The 15896-nt window shown below is 43.8% G+C and carries 13 protein-coding genes; 10 read left to right on the top strand and 3 right to left on the bottom strand.

Annotated elements, in window-relative coordinates; all coding sequences use genetic code 11:
- The first annotated feature begins 9 nt into the window (after positions 1 to 9).
- The 5 genes from ACU6U9_RS00280 to ACU6U9_RS00260 all read left to right on the top strand — a co-directional run bounded on the left by ACU6U9_RS00280 (position 10) and on the right by ACU6U9_RS00260 (position 8794).
- Entirely contained in the window at positions 10 to 762 is a 753-nt protein-coding gene (locus tag ACU6U9_RS00280; RefSeq protein WP_446733095.1) for a DUF1499 domain-containing protein, read from the top strand.
- A gap of 103 nt (positions 763 to 865) precedes the next feature.
- Positions 866 to 4348 carry a DNA polymerase III subunit alpha gene (gene dnaE, locus ACU6U9_RS00275; RefSeq protein ID WP_446733094.1) on the top strand — a complete coding sequence of 1161 codons (3483 nt, stop codon included), beginning with the start codon at positions 866 to 868 and terminating at the stop codon, positions 4346 to 4348.
- 39 nt (positions 4349 to 4387) lie between these two features.
- Positions 4388 to 5344, top strand: a complete 957-nt coding sequence (locus ACU6U9_RS00270; RefSeq protein WP_446733093.1) for an acetyl-CoA carboxylase carboxyltransferase subunit alpha — start codon at positions 4388 to 4390, stop codon at positions 5342 to 5344.
- On the top strand, positions 5341 to 6621 hold the full coding sequence (tilS, locus tag ACU6U9_RS00265; protein ID WP_446733092.1) for a tRNA lysidine(34) synthetase TilS: 1281 nt from the start codon (positions 5341 to 5343) through the stop codon (positions 6619 to 6621). Before ACU6U9_RS00270 ends, tilS begins: the two co-directional genes overlap by 4 nt.
- Positions 6622 to 6928: 307 nt before the next feature.
- Complete coding sequence (locus ACU6U9_RS00260) at positions 6929 to 8794, top strand: DEAD/DEAH box helicase (RefSeq protein ID WP_446733091.1); 1866 nt, start codon at positions 6929 to 6931, stop codon at positions 8792 to 8794.
- A gap of 62 nt (positions 8795 to 8856) precedes the next feature.
- Here ACU6U9_RS00260 and ACU6U9_RS00255 read toward each other — a convergent pair whose 3' ends face one another.
- On the bottom strand, positions 8857 to 9459 hold the full coding sequence (locus tag ACU6U9_RS00255) for a substrate-binding periplasmic protein (protein WP_446733090.1): 603 nt from the start codon (positions 9457 to 9459) through the stop codon (positions 8857 to 8859).
- A 146-nt stretch (positions 9460 to 9605) separates the two neighbouring features.
- Here ACU6U9_RS00255 and ACU6U9_RS00250 point away from each other — a divergent pair, with 146 nt between their 5' ends.
- Entirely contained in the window at positions 9606 to 10685 is a 1080-nt protein-coding gene (locus ACU6U9_RS00250; protein WP_446733089.1) for an MBL fold metallo-hydrolase, read from the top strand.
- 280 nt (positions 10686 to 10965) lie between these two features.
- On the opposite strand, the gene ACU6U9_RS00245 is transcribed toward ACU6U9_RS00250, so the two are convergent.
- Entirely contained in the window at positions 10966 to 11250 is a 285-nt protein-coding gene (locus ACU6U9_RS00245; RefSeq protein ID WP_446733088.1) for a hypothetical protein, read from the bottom strand.
- A 132-nt stretch (positions 11251 to 11382) separates the two neighbouring features.
- On the opposite strand from ACU6U9_RS00245, the gene ACU6U9_RS00240 reads away from it, so the two are divergent.
- From ACU6U9_RS00240 to ACU6U9_RS00225, 4 genes are all read left to right on the top strand, one after another.
- Positions 11383 to 11793 carry a DUF3429 domain-containing protein gene (locus tag ACU6U9_RS00240; RefSeq protein WP_446733087.1) on the top strand — a complete coding sequence of 137 codons (411 nt, stop codon included), beginning with the start codon at positions 11383 to 11385 and terminating at the stop codon, positions 11791 to 11793.
- A 201-nt stretch (positions 11794 to 11994) separates the two neighbouring features.
- Positions 11995 to 13341 (top strand): DEAD/DEAH box helicase, encoded by a 1347-nt coding sequence (locus ACU6U9_RS00235; RefSeq protein WP_446733086.1) that lies wholly within the window; start codon positions 11995 to 11997, stop codon positions 13339 to 13341.
- 561 nt (positions 13342 to 13902) lie between these two features.
- On the top strand, positions 13903 to 14298 hold the full coding sequence (locus tag ACU6U9_RS00230; protein ID WP_446733085.1) for a GFA family protein: 396 nt from the start codon (positions 13903 to 13905) through the stop codon (positions 14296 to 14298).
- An 81-nt stretch (positions 14299 to 14379) separates the two neighbouring features.
- Positions 14380 to 14796 carry a GFA family protein gene (locus ACU6U9_RS00225; protein ID WP_446733084.1) on the top strand — a complete coding sequence of 139 codons (417 nt, stop codon included), beginning with the start codon at positions 14380 to 14382 and terminating at the stop codon, positions 14794 to 14796.
- A gap of 659 nt (positions 14797 to 15455) precedes the next feature.
- Here ACU6U9_RS00225 and fdxA read toward each other — a convergent pair.
- Entirely contained in the window at positions 15456 to 15779 is a 324-nt protein-coding gene (fdxA, locus tag ACU6U9_RS00220; protein ID WP_446733083.1) for a ferredoxin FdxA, read from the bottom strand.
- Between the last annotated feature and the right edge of the window lie 117 nt (positions 15780 to 15896).

The raw sequence follows: 15896 nt of genomic DNA, 5'->3' as shown, positions 1-15896 counted from the left end.
GAGCAAGGTATGTTGAATAAAATCCCAGCAAATAAACTGCAGTGGCTGGCGGTCATTCTTTTGGCTTTATATCCGTTAGCCATTATGGCTGCTCGTCTGGATATCACGCATTTTCGCAATAGTTTTTTAATATTTATTGTCAGTGCATTAATTGGATTTATTGTCTTAGTATTGTCGATTTTTAAGCTTTCAAAAGGGCAAGATAGCGAATCCAAAGCACTCTTGATCTCCATTGTGCTAACCGCGATTCCGTTAGGTTTGCTGGGTTCAAATATCATTAAGGCTCGCACGTTACCGTTTATTCATGACATCACCACCGACATACAAAACCCACCGCAGTTTGTCGCGGCGGTGGCGGACCGTACCAGCGATGACCACCCAGTTGACTACGAAGGTGATGCGGTTGCTCAGTTACAGGTGGCGGGTTACCCAAACTTGACAACATTAGAGCTAAACCAGCCGGTTGAATCGGTTTTAGCGCAGGCGCAAAACGTTGTAAAAGACCTAGGTTGGGTTGTACTTGCTAGCAACACCACGCAGTCACCTTTTACCCTTGAAGCCGTGGATGAAAGTTTCCTATTTGGCTTTAAAGACGACATTGTGATTCGCATGGAAGCCTTCACCACGCCAGAGCAAAACGTAGACGTACCGGCCAAAACACGTGTGGATGTGCGCAGCATGAGCCGTGTGGGCAAAAGTGATTTAGGCGCCAATGCGGCCCGTATTGAATCGTTTTTAGAGGCTTTACAAAATCGATTCTAAAAAAGTCTATGAATGCGAGCAACAGAGCGTGAGTTAGGCTCCTCTTGTGTATTATTTAGAGAAGCCCTTGGTTACAATAGGCCCAGATTTTAAGGGGTAAACCATGGCCGACTCATTTGTACATTTACGCATTCACACCGAGTTCTCTTTGGTCAATGGCATCGTTCGCGTTAAAGATCTCATTAAAGGGGCATCGGGTGATGGTCAAGTTGCCTTGGCCATTACCGACCAAAGCAATATGTTTGCTTTGGTCAAATTTTATAATGCTTGCCTAGGTTCTGGTATTAAGCCTATTTTGGCGTCAGATGTGTACATCGAACGCGAAGATGATCCGGCGAATCCTTACTGCGTAACCCTTTATGCACAAAATCAAACGGGTTACCGCAATCTCACTGAATTGGTGAGTTTTGGTTACACCAAAAATCAACACCATGATAAATCCCAACTAAAATTTGAATGGTTCGCTGAGCGCAGTGAGGGTTTGATCGCCTTGTCTGGCTTTCAGCAAGGGGACATTGGTGAAGCCTTGCTAAAAGGCAAAACCGAATTAGCGGTGAGCCGTTTAAAACAATGGCAAGCCTATTTTCCTGGGCGCTTTTATTTAGAGTTACAGCGTACCAGTCGGCCTAATGATGAAGTGCTAGTGCAAAAAACCTTAGTATTAGCCCGTGAGCAGCAATGCCCAGTGGTTGCCACCAATGATGTGCACTTCATGAATCAAGAAGATTTTGATGCTCATGAATCCCGAGTGTGCATCGGCGACAGCGTTACGCTAGATGACCCAAGACGTGAGAAGCGTTACAGCGACCAACAATACTTAAAAACCCAAGCGCAAATGGCTGAGCTGTTCGCCGATATTCCAAGCGCCATTGAAAATACCGTCGAGATTGCACAGCGTTGCAGTGTTGAAGTCTTATTGGGCAAATATTTCTTACCTGAATTCCCCATTCCTGATGGCTTAACCGAGAACGACTTTTTCCGTAAGGTTTCTTATGAAGGCCTAGAAGAGCGTCTTGAGTTCATTTTAGACAAAGACCAAAGCGATTATGACGAACGCCGTCAAGAATACATCGACCGCTTAGATTTCGAACTGGATATCATTATTCAAATGGGATTCCCCGGTTACTTCTTAATCGTAATGGACTTCATACAGTGGGCGAAAGATAACGACGTGCCAGTTGGTCCAGGTCGTGGTTCAGGTGCGGGCTCGCTGGTGGCTTATGCACAAAAAATCACCGATATTGATCCGCTTGAATACGACTTACTGTTCGAACGTTTCTTGAACCCTGAACGTGTTTCCATGCCCGATTTTGATATCGACTTTTGTATGGAAAAACGTGAAATGGTGATTGATTACGTGGCCGATCATTACGGTCGTGATGCAGTATCGCAAATCGTAACCTATGGCACCATGGCGGCAAAGGCTGTGGTACGTGATGTGGCGCGGGTGCTGGGTAAAAGTTATGGCTTAGCCGATAAACTCTCGAAAATGATCCCAGCTGACCCAGGTATGAAACTGGCGGTGGCTTACGAGCAAGAAGAGATTCTGCGCGACTTCTTAAAAGAAGACGATGAAGCACTAGAAATTTGGGAGATGGCCACAAAACTTGAAGGCATCACTCGTCAAACCGGTAAGCACGCCGGTGGTGTGGTGATCGCGCCTACAAAATTAACCGACTTTTCACCCACTTTATGTGATGAAGAAGGCAAAGGTCTGGTTACTCAATTTGATAAAAACGATGTAGAAAGCGCGGGCTTGGTAAAGTTCGATTTCTTGGGTTTACGTACGCTAACGATTATCGATTGGGCATTAAAAACCATTAATGCGACTCGCGCGAAAACCGATCTAGAGCCGCTGTTCATTGAAGAGATTCCACTGGATGACAAAGCCTCTTACACCTTATTAAAAGAAGCCAAAACAACCGCCGTGTTCCAGTTGGAATCGCGCGGTATGAAAGATCTGATTCGCCGCTTAGAGCCAGACAACATAGAAGAAATGATCGCGCTGGTGGCTTTGTTCCGCCCGGGCCCACTTGAATCCGGCATGGTCGATGACTTTATCAACCGTAAACACGGTCGCGCAGAAGTGGCCTACCCACACCCTGATTTCCAGCACGACAGTCTAAAAGAAATTCTAGAACCCACCTACGGCGTAATTGTTTATCAAGAACAGGTTATGCAGATCGCACAGGTTTTGGCGAATTATACGCTGGGCGGCGCAGACATGTTGCGTCGAGCCATGGGTAAGAAAAAACCAGAAGAAATGGCGAAGCAACGTCAAACCTTCCGCGAAGGTGCTGAGTCTATTAATGTTGATGGCGACCTAGCCATGAAGATCTTCGACTTGGTAGAAAAGTTTGCCGGTTATGGTTTTAACAAATCGCACTCCGCCGCCTATGCGGTTGTGTCGTATCAAACCCTTTGGTTAAAAACCCATTACCCTGCGCCGTTTATGGCGGCGGTATTAACCTCTGATATGCAGAATACCGATAAGGTCGTTATCTTCATTGAAGAGTGTCGAGATATGAACATCGACCTTGTGCTGCCGGATGTTAACCAATCTGAATTTGGTTTCACTGTGAATGAAGCGGGTTCGATTGTGTATGGTTTAGGTGCCGTAAAAGGGGTGGGTGAAGGCCCAATTGAAGCGATTATTAAAGCGCGTAACGAAGTAGGGCAGTTCATTGATATTTTCCACTTTTGTAAATCGGTTGATAAAAGCAAATTAAATAAACGAGTAATGGAAGCGCTCGTACGCTGTGGTGCGTTTGATACCATTGGCCCTAATCGTTCGGTTCTGTTTGCAACAATCGAAGACGCACTCAAGGCCGCTGATCAGAATGCCAAAAATGCGGCCGCAGGCATTATGGACATGTTTGGTGAAGTTGAAGAAGAAGCCAACGTTAATCCATACGATGACTATTTAAATAAAGTACGCGACTGGAACCCCAAACAAAAACTACAAGGTGAAAAAGATACCTTGGGTTTATTTGTGACGGGCCACCCGTTTGATGAATACGAAAAAGAAGTGCGTAAAATGGCGCGCACCAAGCTTGCCAATATTCAAGCCGACAAAAAGCCGCAAAAAATTGCTGGCATTATTGTGGCGCAGCGCGTCATGAAAACAAAGCGTGGCGGTAACATGGCCATCTTGACCATCGATGATCGCAGCGGCCGTTTAGATGTGCGCTTGTTCAGTGATGTGTACGATAAATTTAGAGAGAAAATGATCGTCGATCATTTGGTGGTGTTAGAAGTCGAAGTCAAGCATGATAACTACAACGACTCGTTAGGCGCTAACTTGATTAATATGTGGAATATCAGTGAAGCACGTTGCAATTTTAGCTCAGGCATACGCTTGACCTTAAAGCATCATGAACTTGGTCAACATTTTGTGCGCCAATTAAATGATACATTACAACCATTCCAAGCGCAGGGCAGCCCGGTTTTAGTCCAATATCACGGAGAAACCGCCAAAGCTAACCTACAATTAGGTCAAGAATACAAAGTAGAGCCAAGTGATGATTTGTTGTATCGATTAAAAAATCATTATGGTGAAGACAGCGTTGAATGCTGCTATGACTAAGATGTCGACGACTAATACTAAAATGGCTATGAGTGGTACATGAACCCAAATTATTTAGACTTTGAACAACCCATTGCGGATTTAAAAGCGCGTATTAATGATTTAAAGCATCTTGCCGATGCGGATAATAATATGAATATCGCAGCCGAAATCAGCGGGTTAGAAGAAGAGCTAAATTTTGTCACGCAGCGTGTATTTTCTCGAATCAACCCTTGGCAAAACGCGCAGCTGGCTCGCCACCCGTTGCGCCCGCACAGTTTAGATTATATCCCGCTTATTTTTGATGACTTTGAAGAGCTTCATGGTGATCGTCTTTATGCTGACGATGCGGCGATTATTTGTGGGCCTGCAAAATTAGACGGCCAAGCCGTAATGGTGATTGCCCAAGAGAAAGGCCGCGACTTAAAAGACAAAATGAAACGTAACTTTGCCATGCCACGCCCAGAAGGGTACCGCAAAGCGGCGCGTATGATGCAAATGGCTGAACGTTTTAATCTACCTGTGATTACCTTTATTGATACACCCGGCGCTTACCCTGGCATTGACGCGGAAGAGCGCGGACAGAGCAATGCCATTGCTGAAAATTTAGCGTTAATGAGTCGCTTACGCACGCCCATTATTTCTACGGTGATCGGCGAGGGTGGCAGTGGCGGTGCTCTTGCTATTGGAGTATGCGATCAATTGATGATGCTGCAATACAGCACCTATGCGGTGATTAGCCCAGAAGGCTGCGCCTCTATTTTGTGGAAAAATGCCAGCCATGCTCAAGAAGCCGCAACGGCAATGGGAATAACGGCATCACGGTTATTGGAGCTTGGGTTAATTGATCAAATGATTACCGAGCCAGCTGGTGGTGCACATCGAAACTTAAACGAAGCGGCCGCTATTTTAAAGCAAGCCCTTAAGCATCAACTGTCTTCGTTATTACCGATTGATTTAGAGACGTTACTGACCAAACGCTTCGAAAAATTCAGAGACATCGGCCGCCCATTATGAGTTCGCAGATTTCTGATGTATTGGCAGAGTGTATTGCGCAAGCGAAGCCAAAACGCATACTTGTAGGGTTCAGTGGTGGTGCTGATTCATCGGTACTATTGCACGCGCTAGCTCAATTAAAACTCCCCCAGCCCATTATTGCCATTCATGTGCACCATGGTTTGTCGAGCCATGCGAATGATTGGTTATCCTTGTGTGAAAACCAGTGTAAAGCCTTGGGGGTCAATTTTGTCAGCGATCGTATTTCTGTGAATACTGAGTCCGGCAGCTTAGAACAAGCCGCCCGTTTAGCGCGTTATGACGTGTTTGAAAAATATGTACTCTTTGGTGATGTTCTTTTGTTAGGGCATCATCAAGACGATCAAATTGAAACGTTTATGATGCGCCTAATGCGCGGCTCGGGTATGACAGGGCTAACGGCAATGGACAGCGAGCGCGTCTTCCATCATGGGCGCTTATTACGCCCGCTATTGTCAATTACCCGTGAGCAAATCGAGGCCTATGCGCAAGCGTTTGCTTTGCCATTTGTCGATGATGAATCCAATGACGATGTGAGTTTTGACCGTAACTGGTGGCGCCATGAATTATTGCCCATGCTAAATATGCGTTACCCGCAAGCGAATCAAAGTATTGTTAAAACCATTAGTATTCTACAAACAGAGCACACGTTACTGAATGACTTAATCGATCCTATTTATCAACAGGTCGTTGATAATCAAGGGCGCTTGGATAGCAATAAATTGGGGCGTCAGTCGTGGAGTATTCAGTGTCAACTGATTCGTAAGTGGCTTGAACATCATAATCGCTACCCATTGCTTGCGGATAAACAAATTAAAGTGTTGCTGACGGATGTCATGAATGCGCGCATTGATGCAGAACCTGTGTTTCGGTGGCAGGGGAATGAAGTGCGCCGACACAATGGTAAACTTTATGTCATGCCGTCTTTACCTGAAGTGGACACCAGTGCCTTCATGCAAAACTTTAACGGTGCTAGTCCCCCTAATTTGCCCGCGGGTAAATTAAGCTGGCAACCGGGTTTAGGTTTAAAGCCCAGTGAATATCAATTGGCGCTTTATCAGGGGGGGTTAAAGGCGCGGCCGATTAATCGTCCGAATAAGGCATTAAAGAAATGGTTTCAAGAATTTGATATTCCACCATGGCAGCGCCCCTTTTGGCCTGTGCTGCTTAAAAACGGCGAAGTGGTGGCGGTACCGGGCTTATTCGTATGCCAAGGTTACGCCTGCGAGCAAGGCTGGCAGTTTAGCTTTCAGATATAAATTTCAATGATTGTTCAAAAAACATGCAGTCATTTAGGATTAGTTCTGGCGCAAAGCCGCCAAAAGTGTAACAATGCGCGCCGTAACCAGAGTGTTCCCAATTTCCTATTCGAGTGTGAGCCAATTTTTTTGCCTCAACTCTACTGTGTTAACAGATTAAGCTGCCGTTCGAGGCTAGCTGTGTAGCGGGATGACGGGATCAATGGTCAAAATTTAATGTGAATGAATTTTGATCGCGCCGTCATTGAGTGCCCCGTGCCTCCCCGTGCCGATCTAGATGTATTCCCCAAAAAGCAGGTTTTTTTGCATGTCTGATACTCCTACTGGCTTCGCCAGTCTTGGTCTACCATTTAACGTTTTACGCGCGATTGAAGAGCAGGGTTACGAAATCCCAAGCCCAATCCAATTACAAGCAATTCCACATTTATTAGAGGGCAGAGACGTTTTAGGTCTTGCCCAAACCGGTACTGGTAAAACAGCCGCGTTTACTTTACCTATTTTAGCGCGTACCGATGCAAGCGCACGTGCACCACAAGTTTTAGTGTTAGCGCCGACTCGTGAGCTAGCTCAGCAAGTAGCAGCTGCCATTGAAACTTACGCGAAACACATTCCAGGCATCAAAACGACCTGTATTTACGGCGGTCAAGATTTCTCGACTCAGTTCCGTGCATTAAAAAATGGCCCTCAGTTTGTAGTGGGCACGCCGGGTCGTGTGATGGATCACATCCGTCGTGGCACGCTAAAGCTAGATGACATCAAAGCAGTTGTACTAGACGAAGCTGATGAAATGCTACGCATGGGCTTCATTGATGATGTTGATTGGATTCTAGAGCACGTACCTGCACAGCGTCAGGTTGCTTTATTCTCAGCAACTATGCCTCGTCAAATTAAAGAAGTGGCCGAAAAACACTTAAACTCGCCTGTTGAAGTGCGCATCGAAAACAAAACAGCGACAAACGACAAAATTGCTCAATCATTTTGGTTAGTACGTGAGACAGACAAAAACGAAGGTCTGCTACGTATTTGTGAAACCCAAGATATGGATGCCATGATGATTTTCGTGCGCACCAAACAAGCAACCGAAGAAGTAGCCGAATACTTACGTAACTCAGGTTACAAGTGTGAAGCATTGAACGGTGATGTTGCCCAAGCACAACGTGAACGTGCCGTTGATCGTTTGAAGAAAGGCCAAATTGATATCGTAGTAGCAACGGACGTTGCGGCACGTGGTCTTGATGTTGAACGTATTAGCCATGTAATTAACTACGACATTCCATATGACGCTGAATCTTATGTTCACCGTATTGGTCGTACTGGTCGTGCTGGTCGTACCGGTAGCGCTATCTTGTTTGTTCGCCCACGTGAGCGTCGCATGCTTAGCACTATTGAGCGTGTTACTCGTCAAAAAATCGCTGAAATGCAATTGCCAAGTGCAGACGATGTAAACGCAAAACGTCGTGAACGTTTCAAGGCCCGTATCTTAGCGTCTGTAGGTGGTTTGGATACAGAAATTTTCAAATCAATCATTGAAGAAGTGATTGCTGAAAACGAAAATCTAACAGCGGTTGATGTGGCTGTTTCTCTTGCAGAAATGGGCCAAAACGGTAAGCGTTTGTTTATTCGTGAAGGCGAGCGTAAGCCTCGTGAATATAAAGAGCGCAGCGAACGTAATGATCGTGGCGATCGTGGTGGCCGTGAAAGTCGTGGCCGCGGTGAACGTGGTGGCGAACGCGGTGGACGTGAAGGTCGTGAAGGTCGTGGTCGTGATGCCGATAAGCCATTGGATAAAAACCCAATGCCGCTTAAAGATAATCCAGATGTTGAAATGAACCGTTACCGCTTAGCGGTTGGTTATAAAGATGGCGTTAAGCCAGGCAACATTGTTGGTGCGATTGCTAACGAAGCTAACATCGAAAGTAAATTCATTGGTCACATTGAAATTTTCGACAACTTCGCAACGGTTGATTTACCAAGCGGTATGCCAAGCGAAGTGGTTAATCATCTTAAGAAAACCCGCATTTGTGGTCGCCCACTAAACATTGAAGATATCAATGCAAAAGGCAGCGAAGCACCTAAGCGTGTTAAAAAAGAAGGTTACAAGGCTAAAGATGGTAGCGGCACTAAAGCGCGCGATCGTAAGCCTGCACAACGTAAAGAAGCATCGGCTGAGTAATATCAGCTAATAAAAAAAACCAGCTTTTAAGCTGGTTTTTTTTCGCCTAAATTTTACCAAATCTATTGCGTTATGATGTGCTTATTTATTTTTTCTAAGGTGTCAGGGTAACGGCTTAAGTATTTTTTCGAAATATACATACCAAACGGGCGTTCAGATTCCATCACAATATCGTATTTACGTTTTGAAAAATTAATGGCATTTAATTCATACATAAAAGGGGATTGTGTCGCAAATACAGCATCAAATGTACCATGAATAAATTGTTGTGCGAGCAATCGCGGTGGTTGACCGTACACTTGATACCCGCGTCGAATAGTGAGGCGGTGAGAATTGGTTTTAACCATCGCTCCAATTTTAGCGTTGATTTTAAAGTCATCAGAATCTAAATCAAACGGTGCATCTTTTAAAATAAACCAACTGTAATAATCTATAAAAATCGGTTTGCTAAATTTAGCGTATTTATCACGCTCAACATTTTTAGTGGCAATAAAAAAGCCATCAATAATGTCATTACGAATGGCTTTTAGTAATAGTGAATAATCCTCTATAAACACCCATTCGTATTTAATCCCACTTGCTTGTAAGGCTTTTTTCACGGGATTAATAGCAATGCCTTTGAACGTATTGTCCTCATGGTAGGTAAAGGGCTTAAGGTTAGTCATACCTAGCCTTAAGCTATCTTGAGCCAAGCTTGGTGAGGTGAGAATAATAAACGTGAGCAACGCAAAATATTGCTTAATATTAAAATGCATCATCATGCTTTAGTATTGAGGCTTTCGTTAAGTTTAGACTGTGAGTGGCTTTGTGCATGAATAATCGCTTTTTTGTTGTATTTTTAGTGGTCAGTTTTACGGTAATGGCCTGTGCGTCCCAGCCTAGCGAGCAATGGCAAAGTGATCATTATGATTCTGATGGGGTTTTTTATAATTCAATCAATACCGAACAGGATTTTAGCTTTGGTAAGTTTTTTACTATTGCCCAGCGGTTCTTCTTTGAAAGTCACCCTAATACTGAGCCGTTTGGTTTAATACCGATTCAACCCATTGATTTAAAAGAACTAAATGAGCAGCAAGATGATGTTGTCTATCGTTTGGGTCACAGTACGATACTGATGAAGTTATCGGGCCAATATATTTTAACTGACCCTATGTTTTCAGAGCGTACGAGCCCAGTGCAGTGGGTGGGTCCTAAGCGCTTTCACCCTGTGCCGCTGGATGTGGATAAACTACCCAATATTCACACCGTAGTGATTAGCCATGACCATTACGATCATTTAGATGAGGGCAGCATTAAGCGTTTAGCCAGTATTACAGAGCATTTTGTCGTGCCATTAGGTGTGGGCAAGTATTTGTTGGATTGGGGTGTACCCAGTGAAAACATCTATGAAATGGACTGGTGGCAATCTCAGCAATTTGGTGAATTTACATTTACAAGTACACCTTCCCAGCACTTTTCTGGTCGCGGATTATTTAACCGCAATAGCACCTTATGGAGCTCTTGGGTGATCAACTCGCCAAAGCACCGTATTTTCTTTAGTGGCGACAGTGGCTACTTTGATGGCTTTAAAGCCATTGGTGAAAAATACGGCCCGTTTGATTTAACCATTATGGAAAACGGTGCTTACAACCCTGACTGGGCCATGGTGCATATGTTTCCGGCTGAAACCGTTCAAGCTCATATGGATTTAAACGGTAAAGCGATGCTGCCTGTGCATAACGGCACGTTTAAATTGTCGTTTCACCATTGGAAAGATCCGCTAGAGCAAGTCTCGACTCTGGGCGAAGAAAAGGGATTACAAGTGCATACACCCAAAATGGGTGAACCCATCATGGTGGATCAAGAAAATCTCTTTCAAAAATGGTGGTCGGATATTGCCGATGAAGAATAGCGTGACTTAGATAGCCTAGTATCTTCGACTTAAGGCATAAAAAGCCGTGTAATTATGCAAGTTGGCGTGAAATGACTTGCTAATGGAATAAAGCGGACTATTTTTAATTTCAAAGGTTAGGGAATACCGACACGGAATAGCAAGCAATTAAGGACGATTGCAAACAGGACGTGAAGGACGATATAGGGAATAAGCCAGGATGGCTAAGTCAGGATGACACCTAGGGTGTAAACAAGAAGGGTAGATGTGAAAACATTTACCCTTTTTTATTGGCTGGTCATTATTTGTTTTGATAATAAGCACTCGCGTGAGAAATAGCGTCTGCATTAGATAAATGAGTACCGTTGCCCACTTGTCTTTTTCTTTTTAGCTTCGCCTGTCTTCTCTCACACCAAAGAAAATAGCTAAATCCGGTGGCTGCAAAAAACGGGAACAACCAAATCAAAATGATTTGAATCTTCTTTTGGGCTTTATCATAAATAACGGCACGGCCAACATAAAATGATGCCAATATATTTAAAATAAGAATAACGGCCATGAGCGTGTGTATTTTTGAATATTCCATTTTTTAGCGCTTAGGCAACCTCGTTCATAGTGCTTCGGTATTTGTAGCGAAGCATGAGTGAACCATTTTAATGGCAAAAACGTATTTCCTAAAAGCATAAATTGCAGGTGAATGATGCCTAACGCTATCTTAATGAAATTACTGACCTATTTGGGCGCGGTCCCCTTCTTTTTAGCTATTGGGCTCGACCTGTTCAATTATCCATTTTTAGGCGTCGACGGTACTCAGTGGTTTATCACCTACAGTTTAGTGATTTTGAGCTTCATGGGCGGCACGCTGTGGGGGCAGGTGGTGAATCAATCTATTGATGTTAAACGCGTAGCGCTAGCCTCAAATACGGTGACATTGACTGCATGGTTTGCATTCTTATTGGCCAGTACGCAGGCTGCTTTAATCACCTTTGCATTGGGCTTTATCGCACTTTATGTGCTGGAGATGCTTGTTATGCGTCACGTATCTCGGCCACACTATTATCTAGGGCTTAGATTACGTGTGACAGCATTCGTTGTGATGGCTCATTGCGTGATGATTTACGTGGTTTAAGCATTAATGCCCTGTAATACCGGCCTAGCCCTTCACGAGCTTAACTTGATTCGGCATAACCGCTATAAGCGCAGCGCCACTCACTGTTTTAACTATAATCAGTTCAGCGTTTTGTTTATAAATCCTTTATAATTCGCCCCCGATTTAGGCTACACATGGCAATTCTGTCTATTAGCCGTATTAATAGCGATAGGTATTGCCATGAAATTCTCATCTTTAGGTTTAGCCCCCGAATTACTGCAAGCCATAGAGGCCTGTGGCTATACCGAGATGACCCCTGTGCAAGAGCAAGCCATTGTACCTGCGCGTCGCGGCAAAGACTTGCTCGCTAACGCACAAACCGGTACAGGTAAAACAGCGGCATTTGCATTGCCAATATTGCAGCAAATGATCGACAAGCCACGTACCGACGAATCTAAAAGCCCAAGAGCCATTATTCTTACCCCAACCCGAGAGCTGGCTGAGCAATTAGCCGAAACCATTGGCGCCTACGCGCAGTTTTTATCTCTTAATGTCACAGCAGTATATGGTGGCGTAAAAATGGGTGGTCAAGAGCGCAAATTAAAAGCTGGTGTGGATATATTAATTGCAACACCAGGGCGTTTAATGGAGCACATCACCCAGTGTAACGTTGAGTTATCAGGTGCCGAATTTGTGGTATTAGATGAAGCCGACCGTATGTTAGACATGGGTTTTATTGATGCAGTTGGGACTATTTTTCAGCACGTTGCCAAAAAACGTCAAACCCTATTGTTCTCGGCGACGATATCACCTGCCGTAAACGAACTGGCACATAAGATATTAAATAATCACTTAGACATTCGCGTGACTAGGCAAAATGTAACGGCCGAAACCGTTAAGCATGTTGTGTATCCGGTTGACGAGCGCAGCAAAATTGATTTGTTTATGGATTTGTTAACTGAGAAAAATTGGTTTCAAATATTGGTATTCACCAGCACCAAGGAACAAGCGGATCGTTTACTATCGGACTTAAAATTACACAAGGTGACCTCTGCGGTTTGTCATGGTGATAAAAGCCAAGGCACTCGTAGACGCGCACTGGCCGATTTTAAAGCCGGTGATATTCAAGTTTTAATCGCTACAGAAGTCGCAGCCCGTGGTTTAGATATTCAAGGATTAGAGTACGTATTAAACTTTAACCTGCCATACCTTGCCGAAGATTATGTTCACCGTATTGGCCGTGCAGGTCGTGCTGGTAACAAAGGTAACGCTATTTCATTTGTGAGCCGTGAAGAAGAACGTACACTAGATAATATCGAGCGTTTAATTGGCAGTCGCATTAACCGTGTATTCCAACCAGGCTTTGAAGTGAGTAACCGCGATGCGTTGATTAAAAGCGTGTCTAAAAAACAGCGTCCTAATCGCACGAATAAAAGCAGTCAAAAGAAAGCCGAACAAAGCGCGCCAAGTGGAGTAACGTCTGGCAAAGCTAAAAAGCCTGCCGTAGCTAAATCAGGTAAACCGGCGGCTACTAAATCAAAAAAAGCAAACGCGCCTAAAAAACCGAAGCACAAAAATAAGAAGTAATTCTTTATTTAAGTAATGGGTGGCATTGTTAAAAGCGATGCACCCGTTATGGCAAGGTAGTTTGAAATCACAGCGCGCTGCGCTGCATCAAGCAATGCCATAATTCGTCGCCCGATTCTCTTATCTTAGTGTGATATTCAATCCCCCCTAATACACTATTATTTTACGCCATTAATCCAGAGTGTGAAGCGAGCTTGCTCGCGATACCAAAAGTCGAAATATGATATGGTGCGAATAGTCGATGAATGAATCTATTATTATTCGTCTGCATAAAGTGGCGTATTTAATGAGGGAATAGGCGGCTACTTTGTGCGTGATAAAAAGTGACACATGGTTAAACGCACCAATTGTTGGCGGGCAATGCCCGCCCTACATGTTTAAATTTCAAATCGTTCACCACTCACCTTAATCATTAATATCATCAATGCCATGAGAGTTAATGCCAATAGTCTGCTATTAGTAATATCAAGGGTAAAAAACCACTTTACATTTGACTGTATATTTATACAGTGTCGTGATATTTTTAAGCACTCATGAATAATTGATGATTTGAGGTGATATATGATTAACGGAAGCTGCTGTTGCGGAGCGATTCAATTTAGCTTATCTGAAGCCCCTAGTATGATGGGCATGTGCCACTGCAGTCGGTGCCGAAAAGTGGGAGCAAGCAGTTTAGTTTTTGTAAAATCTGAAGCACTTGAGATAACGAAAGGTCGTGATCAAATAACCACATTTAACGCTGAACCACCCTATAAATATAACCGATGCTTCTGCAGTGTTTGTGGTACGGCTTTGGGTGAAATATTGTCACAAGAAGAATCATTTCCTATTTCAGCACACTGTATTGATAGCGAACTTAAACTTGAAAATGCATTTCATGAATTTGTTTCTGAAAAGCCCTGTTGGTTCAAAATTGGTGATAGCGCCAAGCAATTTGACGAGCACCCACATGATTAGTAACAAAATGTTTAACAAGCTATCGTAATTCACCAGTTGTAGTCTGTGTCAGTTTTAAATATTTATTAAGGAGCAGCGGAAATGTCCCAATCTAAAACTCAATGCCTCTGTGGTGCAGTGAAAATTACCGCAGAAGAAATAGACCCTAAATTTACGGTATGTCATTGCCAATCGTGCCGAACTTGGGGCGGCGCACCATATTTCGCTGTAAAGTGCGGTACAAAGGTTAAAATTGAAGGTGATGAAAACGTCAAGTTATATGAATCATCAGCTTGGGCATCTCGCGGATTTTGCTCTGAGTGTGGTACCCATTTGTTTTATAAATTTAAAGAAAGCGGCGATTACAATATGACTGTTGGTCTTTTCCCCAATTTAAAAGGGCTAGAGATGGATATGCAGTACTTTAGCGATGCTAGACCTAGCTACTATTGCTTTTCTAATCAAACAAAAGAAATGACAACAGCAGAAATTATGGCGCATTTTGCATCAGCTCTGTAGTTAGTATTTTGAGCTTTTATTTCACACAAAAAAACGGCCCGCAGGCCGTTTAATTATTGGGAGAGCTATCTAATGTTTCCCATTGATCGTCTTTCGTAGAATCAACTTACTTGATTGCTTCTATCTAAACTCTGCAGCTGCGAGTGAATAATTCAAAACACCTGTAGGTCAGGCACTGCCTGACAACAAACGGTGGGCAATGTCCACTCTACGGTTTGTTTTTTAATAAGGCTAATACTTTATAGCCCTTCTATTCTTTTTGAGCTAAAGGGGGGAGCTTGTTTTTCATTCGCTACTTTATGGCAATAAAAAAACGGCCCGTAGGCCGTTTAATTATTGGGAGAGCTATCTAATGTTTCCCATTGATCGTCTTTCGTAGAATCAACTTACTTGATTGCTTCTATCTAAACTCTGCAGCTGCGAGTGAATAATTCAAAACACCTGTAGGTCAGGCACTGCCTGACAACAAACGGTGGGCAATGTCCACCCTATGGTTTGTTTTTTAATAAGGCTAATACTTTATAGCCCTTCTATTCTTTTTGAGCTCAAGGGGGAGCTTGTTTTTAATCGCTACTTTATGGCAATAAAAAAACGGCCCGGAGGCCGTTTAATTATTGGGAGAGCTATCTAACGTCTCCCATTGATCGTCTTTCGCAGAATCAGCGCACTAGCTGATCAATTTTACCTTCAACGCCATCCCACTCTTCAGCGTCCGGTAGTTTGTCTTTCATCTCGGTGATGTTCGGCCATACTTCGGCTAACTCAGCGTTAAGCTCGATGAAGTGCTCTTGGCCAGCTGGGATCTCATCTTCACTGTAAATAGCTTCGGCTGGGCATTCTGGTTCGCACAATGCGCAGTCGATGCATTCGTCAGGGTGGATAACTAGGAAGTTAGGGCCTTCGTAGAAACAGTCTACAGGGCATACTTCTACACAGTCTGTGTATTTGCATTTAATGCAGTTTTCAACAACAACGAATGTCATAGCGTTTTCTCGATCTCATCAAATTCTTGTGGGCAATTCAGGATCACTTGCCATCTATTTTGGCCGTCATTCTAGAGATGCTTAAGCCAAGGGGCAAGGTTAAAACCTTGCTTTGTA

It is taken from the genome of Pseudomonas sp. HK3 (assembly GCF_052920985.1).
The sequence above is the reverse complement of the archived record's forward strand: the minus strand, read 5'-3'. Positions and strand labels throughout refer to the sequence as shown.

Bases quoted from the DNA above. Each gene is read 5' to 3' on its own strand.
- ACU6U9_RS00280 (WP_446733095.1), top strand. From the start codon at position 10: ATGTTGAATAAAATCCCAGCAAATAAACTGCAGTGGCTGGCGGTCATT.
- dnaE (WP_446733094.1), top strand. From the start codon at position 866: ATGGCCGACTCATTTGTACATTTACGCATTCACACCGAGTTCTCTTTG.
- ACU6U9_RS00270 (WP_446733093.1), top strand. From the start codon at position 4,388: ATGAACCCAAATTATTTAGACTTTGAACAACCCATTGCGGATTTAAAA.
- tilS (WP_446733092.1), top strand. From the start codon at position 5,341: ATGAGTTCGCAGATTTCTGATGTATTGGCAGAGTGTATTGCGCAAGCG.
- ACU6U9_RS00260 (WP_446733091.1), top strand. From the start codon at position 6,929: ATGTCTGATACTCCTACTGGCTTCGCCAGTCTTGGTCTACCATTTAAC.
- ACU6U9_RS00255 (WP_446733090.1), bottom strand. From the start codon at position 9,459: ATGACTAACCTTAAGCCCTTTACCTACCATGAGGACAATACGTTCAAA.
- ACU6U9_RS00250 (WP_446733089.1), top strand. From the start codon at position 9,606: ATGAATAATCGCTTTTTTGTTGTATTTTTAGTGGTCAGTTTTACGGTA.
- ACU6U9_RS00245 (WP_446733088.1), bottom strand. From the start codon at position 11,250: ATGGAATATTCAAAAATACACACGCTCATGGCCGTTATTCTTATTTTA.
- ACU6U9_RS00240 (WP_446733087.1), top strand. From the start codon at position 11,383: ATGAAATTACTGACCTATTTGGGCGCGGTCCCCTTCTTTTTAGCTATT.
- ACU6U9_RS00235 (WP_446733086.1), top strand. From the start codon at position 11,995: ATGAAATTCTCATCTTTAGGTTTAGCCCCCGAATTACTGCAAGCCATA.
- ACU6U9_RS00230 (WP_446733085.1), top strand. From the start codon at position 13,903: ATGATTAACGGAAGCTGCTGTTGCGGAGCGATTCAATTTAGCTTATCT.
- ACU6U9_RS00225 (WP_446733084.1), top strand. From the start codon at position 14,380: ATGTCCCAATCTAAAACTCAATGCCTCTGTGGTGCAGTGAAAATTACC.
- fdxA (WP_446733083.1), bottom strand. From the start codon at position 15,779: ATGACATTCGTTGTTGTTGAAAACTGCATTAAATGCAAATACACAGAC.